The 6,000-nt window shown below is 69.4% G+C and carries 10 protein-coding genes; 7 read left to right on the forward strand and 3 right to left on the reverse strand.

The annotated features are described in order from the left end of the window. Positions 1 to 36: 36 nt before the first annotated feature. Both ACFWXO_RS19400 and ACFWXO_RS19405 read left to right on the forward strand, forming a co-directional pair. Positions 37 to 516, forward strand: a complete 480-nt coding sequence (locus ACFWXO_RS19400) for a hypothetical protein (protein ID WP_380525091.1) — start codon at positions 37 to 39, stop codon at positions 514 to 516. A gap of 43 nt (positions 517 to 559) precedes the next feature. Then, positions 560 to 928, forward strand: a complete 369-nt coding sequence (locus ACFWXO_RS19405) for a hypothetical protein (protein WP_380525092.1) — start codon at positions 560 to 562, stop codon at positions 926 to 928. Positions 929 to 1,072: 144 nt separating this feature from the next. On the opposite strand, the gene ACFWXO_RS19410 is transcribed toward ACFWXO_RS19405, so the two are convergent. Continuing rightward, entirely contained in the window at positions 1,073 to 2,104 is a 1,032-nt protein-coding gene (locus ACFWXO_RS19410) for a hypothetical protein (protein WP_380525094.1), read from the reverse strand. Positions 2,105 to 2,432: 328 nt separating this feature from the next. On the opposite strand from ACFWXO_RS19410, the gene ACFWXO_RS19415 reads away from it, so the two are divergent. After that, on the forward strand, positions 2,433 to 2,600 hold the full coding sequence (locus ACFWXO_RS19415; RefSeq protein WP_380525095.1) for a hypothetical protein: 168 nt from the start codon (positions 2,433 to 2,435) through the stop codon (positions 2,598 to 2,600). 91 nt (positions 2,601 to 2,691) lie between these two features. Here ACFWXO_RS19415 and ACFWXO_RS19420 read toward each other — a convergent pair whose 3' ends face one another. Together ACFWXO_RS19420 and ACFWXO_RS19425 are read right to left on the reverse strand one after the other, a co-directional pair. Next, the gene (locus tag ACFWXO_RS19420) at positions 2,692 to 3,267 is read right to left on the reverse strand and encodes an HD family hydrolase (RefSeq protein WP_380525096.1); all 576 of its coding nucleotides are present in this window, start codon (positions 3,265 to 3,267) and stop codon (positions 2,692 to 2,694) included. Beyond that, positions 3,264 to 4,376 carry a helix-turn-helix domain-containing protein gene (locus ACFWXO_RS19425; RefSeq protein WP_380525097.1) on the reverse strand — a complete coding sequence of 371 codons (1,113 nt, stop codon included), beginning with the start codon at positions 4,374 to 4,376 and terminating at the stop codon, positions 3,264 to 3,266. Before ACFWXO_RS19425 ends, ACFWXO_RS19420 begins: the two co-directional genes overlap by 4 nt. Positions 4,377 to 4,950: 574 nt before the next feature. Here ACFWXO_RS19425 and ACFWXO_RS19430 point away from each other — a divergent pair. The 4 genes from ACFWXO_RS19430 to ACFWXO_RS19445 all read left to right on the forward strand — a co-directional run bounded on the left by ACFWXO_RS19430 (position 4,951) and on the right by ACFWXO_RS19445 (position 5,826). After that, a complete protein-coding gene (locus ACFWXO_RS19430) occupies positions 4,951 to 5,121 on the forward strand; it encodes a hypothetical protein (RefSeq protein WP_380525098.1) in 171 nt (56 codons plus the stop codon). Continuing rightward, positions 5,118 to 5,363 carry a hypothetical protein gene (locus ACFWXO_RS19435; protein WP_380525099.1) on the forward strand — a complete coding sequence of 82 codons (246 nt, stop codon included), beginning with the start codon at positions 5,118 to 5,120 and terminating at the stop codon, positions 5,361 to 5,363. Before ACFWXO_RS19430 ends, ACFWXO_RS19435 begins: the two co-directional genes overlap by 4 nt. A 5-nt stretch (positions 5,364 to 5,368) precedes the next feature. Next, positions 5,369 to 5,515 (forward strand): hypothetical protein, encoded by a 147-nt coding sequence (locus ACFWXO_RS19440; RefSeq protein WP_380525101.1) that lies wholly within the window; start codon positions 5,369 to 5,371, stop codon positions 5,513 to 5,515. Between the two features lie 137 nt (positions 5,516 to 5,652). After that, on the forward strand, positions 5,653 to 5,826 hold the full coding sequence (locus tag ACFWXO_RS19445) for a hypothetical protein (RefSeq protein ID WP_380525102.1): 174 nt from the start codon (positions 5,653 to 5,655) through the stop codon (positions 5,824 to 5,826). Positions 5,827 to 6,000 lie beyond the last annotated feature (174 nt).

Raw genomic sequence — 6,000 nt, forward strand, 5'->3', positions numbered from 1 at the left:
CAGGCCCCACCCCGAGCACCCCAGGAGAACAGCAGCATGCCCAAATACATCGTCGCCGTGGACGTGATCGACGTGCACCTGGTGCCCGTCCTCGCCCCCACTCCCGAGGCCGCCGAGGCCGAGGCCGAGCGCATCATCACGGCCGATCGGACGATGTGGTTCGACCACACCGAGCCCGTGGTCGTTAGTGACGCCCTGACCGAAGCCGAGTGGGACGCCCAGGAAGAGGCCATCAACCGTCGCAACAACGGGCACCAGGTCCCGCCCCGGTCCCGTCGGCCGAAGGAGAACGCCCCCGCGGCCAAGTTCAAGGCTCCCCGCACCGACCACCACGCCGACGGCTCCGAGTGCCCGCCCGCCCACAAGCACACCAGCACGGGCAGGCCGCTGACCGAGGGGTGCCCCGGGCGGGCGTACTCCACGGCCACCTGCACCTGCGGCTGGACCACCCGCAACACGGCCAAGGGCTACACCGACGAGTGCCGCCGCCGCCACCTGGCCACCGATCACGGCTGAGCCCCACCGACACCAGGCCTCACCCCGCCCCTTGGAGACACCAGTGCCCGCCCCTGCCCTCCCCGCCACCGGCTACACCCTCACCTACCCGAAGGCCCGCCCCGAGCAGCCCCCGATGGCCGTTCGCTTCACCGTCGCGCCCGACACCAAGGGCACCTGGACAGTGGAGAGGCAGCCGTACGGAGCGGCCGACCAGAGGTTTGCTGGGGGCCAGCCCCGCCACTACTTCGGCGACGATGCTCAGGCCCGAGCCGAAGCCGCATACCGGGGGCTCGTCGTCCGGGAGTGCCTGCACCTCGGGCAGATGCTCGGCATAGAGCTGGAACCGCGGGACTTCCACTTCCGCAACGGCCACCCCACCCTCGACGGCATGGACGCCGGCCAGTGGCTCGAAGCCGTCGGCACCGACTGACCCGCCCCACTGGCACCAGGCCCAACCCCCTCACCCGGGATGGGGCCTGGTGTCGAAGTGCCGGGTGTCGGAGCCCGGTTGGCATTGAGTCCGACCGTAGGAGTGCTGTTTATAGATCTTTTTAAGAGTGTCAAAAAAATGACACTAATGACACCACTCTTCCGCCGTCCCACCCCTCCACCACCCGGCCTGACCACAGGCCCCACCCCCCAGGAGACCCCAGTGCCCACCCCCGCCCGCGCCCTCTGGATACCCGGGGGCGGCACCGCCCTGGAGTGGGGGCTGCGCAACCCCTGCTCGGTCGGCGTCGGCCCCGGCGGCTACCGGGGCGAAGGCGGAAAGGTGTGGTGCCTGGACTGCGGCGACCACTACACCGGCCTCCCCGCCCAGGTCGGCGACGAGCACGCTCACCGCGACGACGCACACCACGCCGCCCGCCTCCACGCCGACGACCACGAAGCCGACTTCCGCCGCTTCATCACAGCCGCACGGACCCGAGAGGCCCGCGAGAAGTCCGGGTGGACCACCCGCGTCTACGCCCTCGTGGCGGCGGCCTGCGGGGAGGACTACAGCGGCGTGTGGTGGAACGGCACCGGCTACCGCCTCGTGCCCGCCGGGGCCCGCCTCGACGCCAAGGGCCGCCGGGTGCGCCGCCGCGTGGTCGAGCTGGTCATCAAGGCCGGGTTCCTCCAGCAGGACGAGCGCGGCGACGTCGTCGCCACGGCGGACGGCCGCGCCATGCTCCGCATCTGGCAGCACCACCGCGCCGACCTCGCCGAGCCCTGGGCCGCCGGCCACGAGCCCGAAGCCCTGCCCCCGATGCCCGGCGGCCAGGAAGCCGCCCGCCGCCGCGAGGCAGCCCGCCAGCGCATGCTGGAGCTGGAGCGCCAGGCCGCCCGCAGCCGCGCCGAGTTCCTGCGCCGCAGGGAAGAGGCCGAGCAGCGGCACCAGGCCGAGCTGGAAGCCGCCCGCCAGCGCCGGGCCGACGAGCAGGCCGAACGTGAGCGCGCCCAGCGGGCCCGCACCGGAGCGGACATCGACCTGACGTGGTCCGCGGTGGGTGCCGGCCGCTGGAGCGTCACCGGCTCGGGTCACGACCGCCGCTTCGAAGTCGTCCTCAACGACCGCGACTTCGCCCACGACGCGTACGAGATCCGCGAGAACGGACAATTCCACTCGCGGCACCCCTACAAGCACCAGGCTGAGACCACCGTCCGCCAGCTCCTCGCCGATGGCGTCGAGATCGGCGAGCGGACACCAGAGCCCACCCCCGCGGCCTCCACCCGCCCGCGCCCGCCCAGTCCCGCTGGCCGATGGCACCAGGCTTCGCCCCAACCCGCCCGCACGGAAGGAAGCACCGCTGCAACCTCACCCCGCCAACCTGCTGCCCAACGGCCAATGGGACGATCGGCTCTTCGACCTCACCTACGAGGGACGCCTCGGCCTCTACCGGGTTGTACGCGGCCTGGGCGAACAGATCGGAACCGTCGAACTCCGTGGTCGCGTGTGGATACCGAAGACCATCGAAGGCACCCCGCCGGGCGACCTTCCACACGGGTACGGCTACCAGATTCGAGCAGTCGCCGGCATCGAGCTGTCCATCGCCATCCCACTGGCCCCGCCGGAAGACGAGGAGAAGTACCGGGTGGCCCCAGGCCCCGCCTCGTCGTAGCCGTGGGTGCCAGGCCCGTGCCCTAACGCCGGAGGGTCGCGTGTCCTCCCCTCAAATCGGATGAGGGCACGCGCCCACGGCCGCAACAGTGTTACGGGAGATAGACCTTCTGCCATTCCAGAGAAGTCATCGTCAGTGCAGCTTCGGCGAGGATGCGCGCCGATTCGGTCTTGAGGTTGCTGAGGCTGCTGTCGATCCACGACTGGACGTTCTGGTAGCCCTGCTCGCGGTACTCCACGGCCTGGAGCAGACACTCCAGCTTGTCCGCGTCGTGGGCGACGATGACTTCCAGACTCTCGGCGTTCTCGTACTCCTCCACGATGGCCTGCACTCCGGCAACGACAGCCGGGTGAGCGGCGCTGACCTGGTCGGCGGTCACGCGTTCGTTCGAGGCAGCGGTGAGGTAGCGCCGGCCAATGTGCGGGATGTCGCTTACCCGGGTCTCCTGGGTGTCGTGGAAGAGGCACAGCAGGGCGACCTTTGCCGGGTCAGCACCCTCCATCATGGCGAGCACCGCGCCGACGATGCCGGTCCGGAACGAGTGCTCTGCAATCGTCTCAGGGTCTTTGACTCCCACAATCCACCAGCCGGAGCGCTTCGCCCGCTTGAGCATGCCCGCCTCGAACAGGTAGCCCGCGGTGCCCCTCGCCTGCGTGTCGTCCGTCATTGATGTCCTTCGCTGTTGGATCGGCTGTTGCTGTAACCGCCTACCCGCAGACCGTAGTGCACAGACTCCAACTCGCGGCGAGACTGTGGTGAAAGGCCACCACCATCGAGCAGAATGCGCGCTTGTGCGGCCAGACCGCGAGCCGTACGCGGGTCCGCGTCGGCCAGGCCGCGCCGGGAGAGCATGAGCGCCCAGATCGAGTGGACATACAGGTCGGTGTACTCGCCCGCCCGGTCCAGCCTGGTGGCGAACTGTCGAAGCAACGCGGACGCGTCCCATGCTTGGTGTTCTTGTTCGGCCATGAAGTCATCGCTGGTTTGCGGGCGTGAGTCGAGCCCGAGCCAATGTGCCCAATAGTTCAGATTCGCGGTTTCGAACTCGTCGTTGTCGGTGATCGAGCGGGCGATGAAGTCTCGGAGCAAGTCGGGGTCGCCCTGTCTCGCCATGGCAGCTGCGACCGACCGCGCTTCGGCCCAGCGGGGCGACCACCCCGTGCCCGCCGAGGGAATCCGGCCTCGGCGCTGCACCCCACCGAACCACTCGACCGCATCACGGGTTCGGTCGTAGGAGGACAGGTACCAAATCTGCCTCCGGAGCAGTGCAGTCCGCTCGTCCCCAGCCTCCACCAGGTCGGCGGCATGCTGGAGGTTATCGAAGAACCGCGAGCGCATTTCCTGCCCGAGGATGGGCGCAGTGGAGACCGGTCCACGTCGGGGGACTGGAATCCCCAACTCCACTGCCACTGACCCTGGCAGAATCCCGCTGACCGCCCAGCCGATCATGTGCGTGGTGTCCCGAGTGAGCACCCAGCCGGCCAACGGATGCTCCAGGACCTCGGCCTTCGTAGGCCGGGACCGCAGTATCTCACCGAGTATGAAGTCCGCATCCATTGCCAGGTTGATGAGGCTGACCAGTCCAGTAGGTGCGCCAAGCAAGATCAGCTTCCGGCGCAACACCACAAGGTTCCCTGCCTTGGTGGAGGAGAGCGGCCGTCTACCAGACTCCCAACCCTGAATGGTGCTCTTGTCGATGCCAAGGTCGACTGCCAGCTCTTCCTGGGTCCTCGGGATCTGCTCCCGGATCGCCTTGAACAGGAAGCCGGAAATCACCCCTTCCGGGGCCCGTACAGGCTCAGGCTGACTGCCGGTCAGTGCTTGGGCCCGCCTCGGTGGCGTTCGACCAGGCATTTCAGGCCCCCCTTGGCCTCAACCGTCTAGGCAACTCGTACTGGCAGTCCGTCGAGCCCTGATTTCACTAGGCGTAACTTCATGGCTACGGCATCGCCGGGACAGCGGAAGCCTAGTACCGCGTCGGCCCCCCGCGTACAAGGTGCTGCCCCTGTCGCAGATTTTCCTTGCGGCAGCCTCAACACAGCAGGAGGGCCAACATGTCCCCCAGCACCATGGATGACTGATGCCGAGACGCACCCGCTCCCGGGTCTACCGCGAAGTCGTGACCGGCCCGACCAAGTTCGAGCTGGCCGCGCTTCCCGCGGCCTGGAACCCCCTGGACGACTACAAGGCGGAGCGCGCGGTCGATCGAGGATCGTCCCCCGCTGCCCTGCTTCAGGCATCGGCGATCAGGTCCACGTGCATCTGCCCTGATTGCTCGGCCCGTCGGCAGACCGCCTGACACGCGATCGCCCTAACAACTCGCACAACGACGCAACGGAGAAGCGCAACTGTGGAAAGCGTGATCCAGGGCGACCCGGTCCGGCACCGCACGGGCCGCTGGACGGGCACCGTCGCGGAGACCCCGAGCAGCCTCGCCAACCACGCCTGGGTGAACAGGGACAGCTCCAGCGACCCCTACCCGGAGCTGGTCCTGCTGGAGGACTTGGAGGCAGCGGATTGAGTACGCCGCACCGCACCCGACTCCCGGACGAGGAGTACGTGGGAGGCCGTCCGGACGGCTACCGGGAGGGGACCTGCTGGGTCTGCCGCCGGGACACGCTGGTCTGCGTCGGCAGCTTGCTCCAGGCTCCCGGCGAGGACCAGAGCACCTGCCACCCGATCTGCGACGACTGCATCGGCCACGCCCGCAGGCCCCACCGCCGCGCTGCGCTGCGGGCCGCGCTCGACAAGCAGACGGCGTAGGCCCCGTGGACGACCAGGACGACTATCGTGACGCAGCCGAGGAAGCCGCGCGCGGAGTCCCGACCCCGGTACCGGTCGCCGTCGCTTACACGCTGTCGCTCTTCGCGCTGATGGCGCTGGCAATTGCACTCATCGCCTCCGGCCGCTTCTAGCCGGCGCCCGCGCCTTCGGGCGCGCCTACAAGCCCCCGGCCCGTCGGAAAGGGTCTTTTCCCGGGCCGGGTCGCACCACCCCGCATGCCTGCCCACTCGCACCCGTGTGGGCAGAGCCAATCCGATTGGAGAAGTACGTGGACACCACCACCAAGCCCGGTGACCCGGAGGTCACCAACCTGACCCGCCGCCTGGACCACTCGGTCCCGGACGGTGACTTCGCCCCGCAGACGGGCATCGACACCCTGACCCGCCGCCTGGACCACAAGGTCCCGGACGGTGACTTCGCCCCCGTGGGCACCGAGGTCTGATCGCAGGTCCCCTCTGATGCCGGTCAGTTGACGGCATAGGCGGGGGGGGGGGGGGGGGGGCACCCCCCCCCCCCCCCCCCCCCCCCCCCCCCCCCCCCCGCCGGAGCGGAGGGCGGGGGGGGAACCCCCCGCGCGGCGCGCCCGGCCGCCCCCGGGGGCCGAGGACCCCCCGCC

It is taken from the genome of Kitasatospora sp. NPDC059088, assembly GCF_042738155.1.
Lineage (GTDB): Bacteria > Actinomycetota > Actinomycetes > Streptomycetales > Streptomycetaceae > Kitasatospora.

What these genes read in the sequence shown, in the direction of transcription:
- ACFWXO_RS19400 (WP_380525091.1), top strand. Translation starts at nt 37, where the DNA reads ATGCCCAAATACATCGTCGCCGTGGACGTGATCGACGTGCACCTGGTG.
- ACFWXO_RS19420 (WP_380525096.1), bottom strand. Translation starts at nt 3,267, where the DNA reads ATGACGGACGACACGCAGGCGAGGGGCACCGCGGGCTACCTGTTCGAG.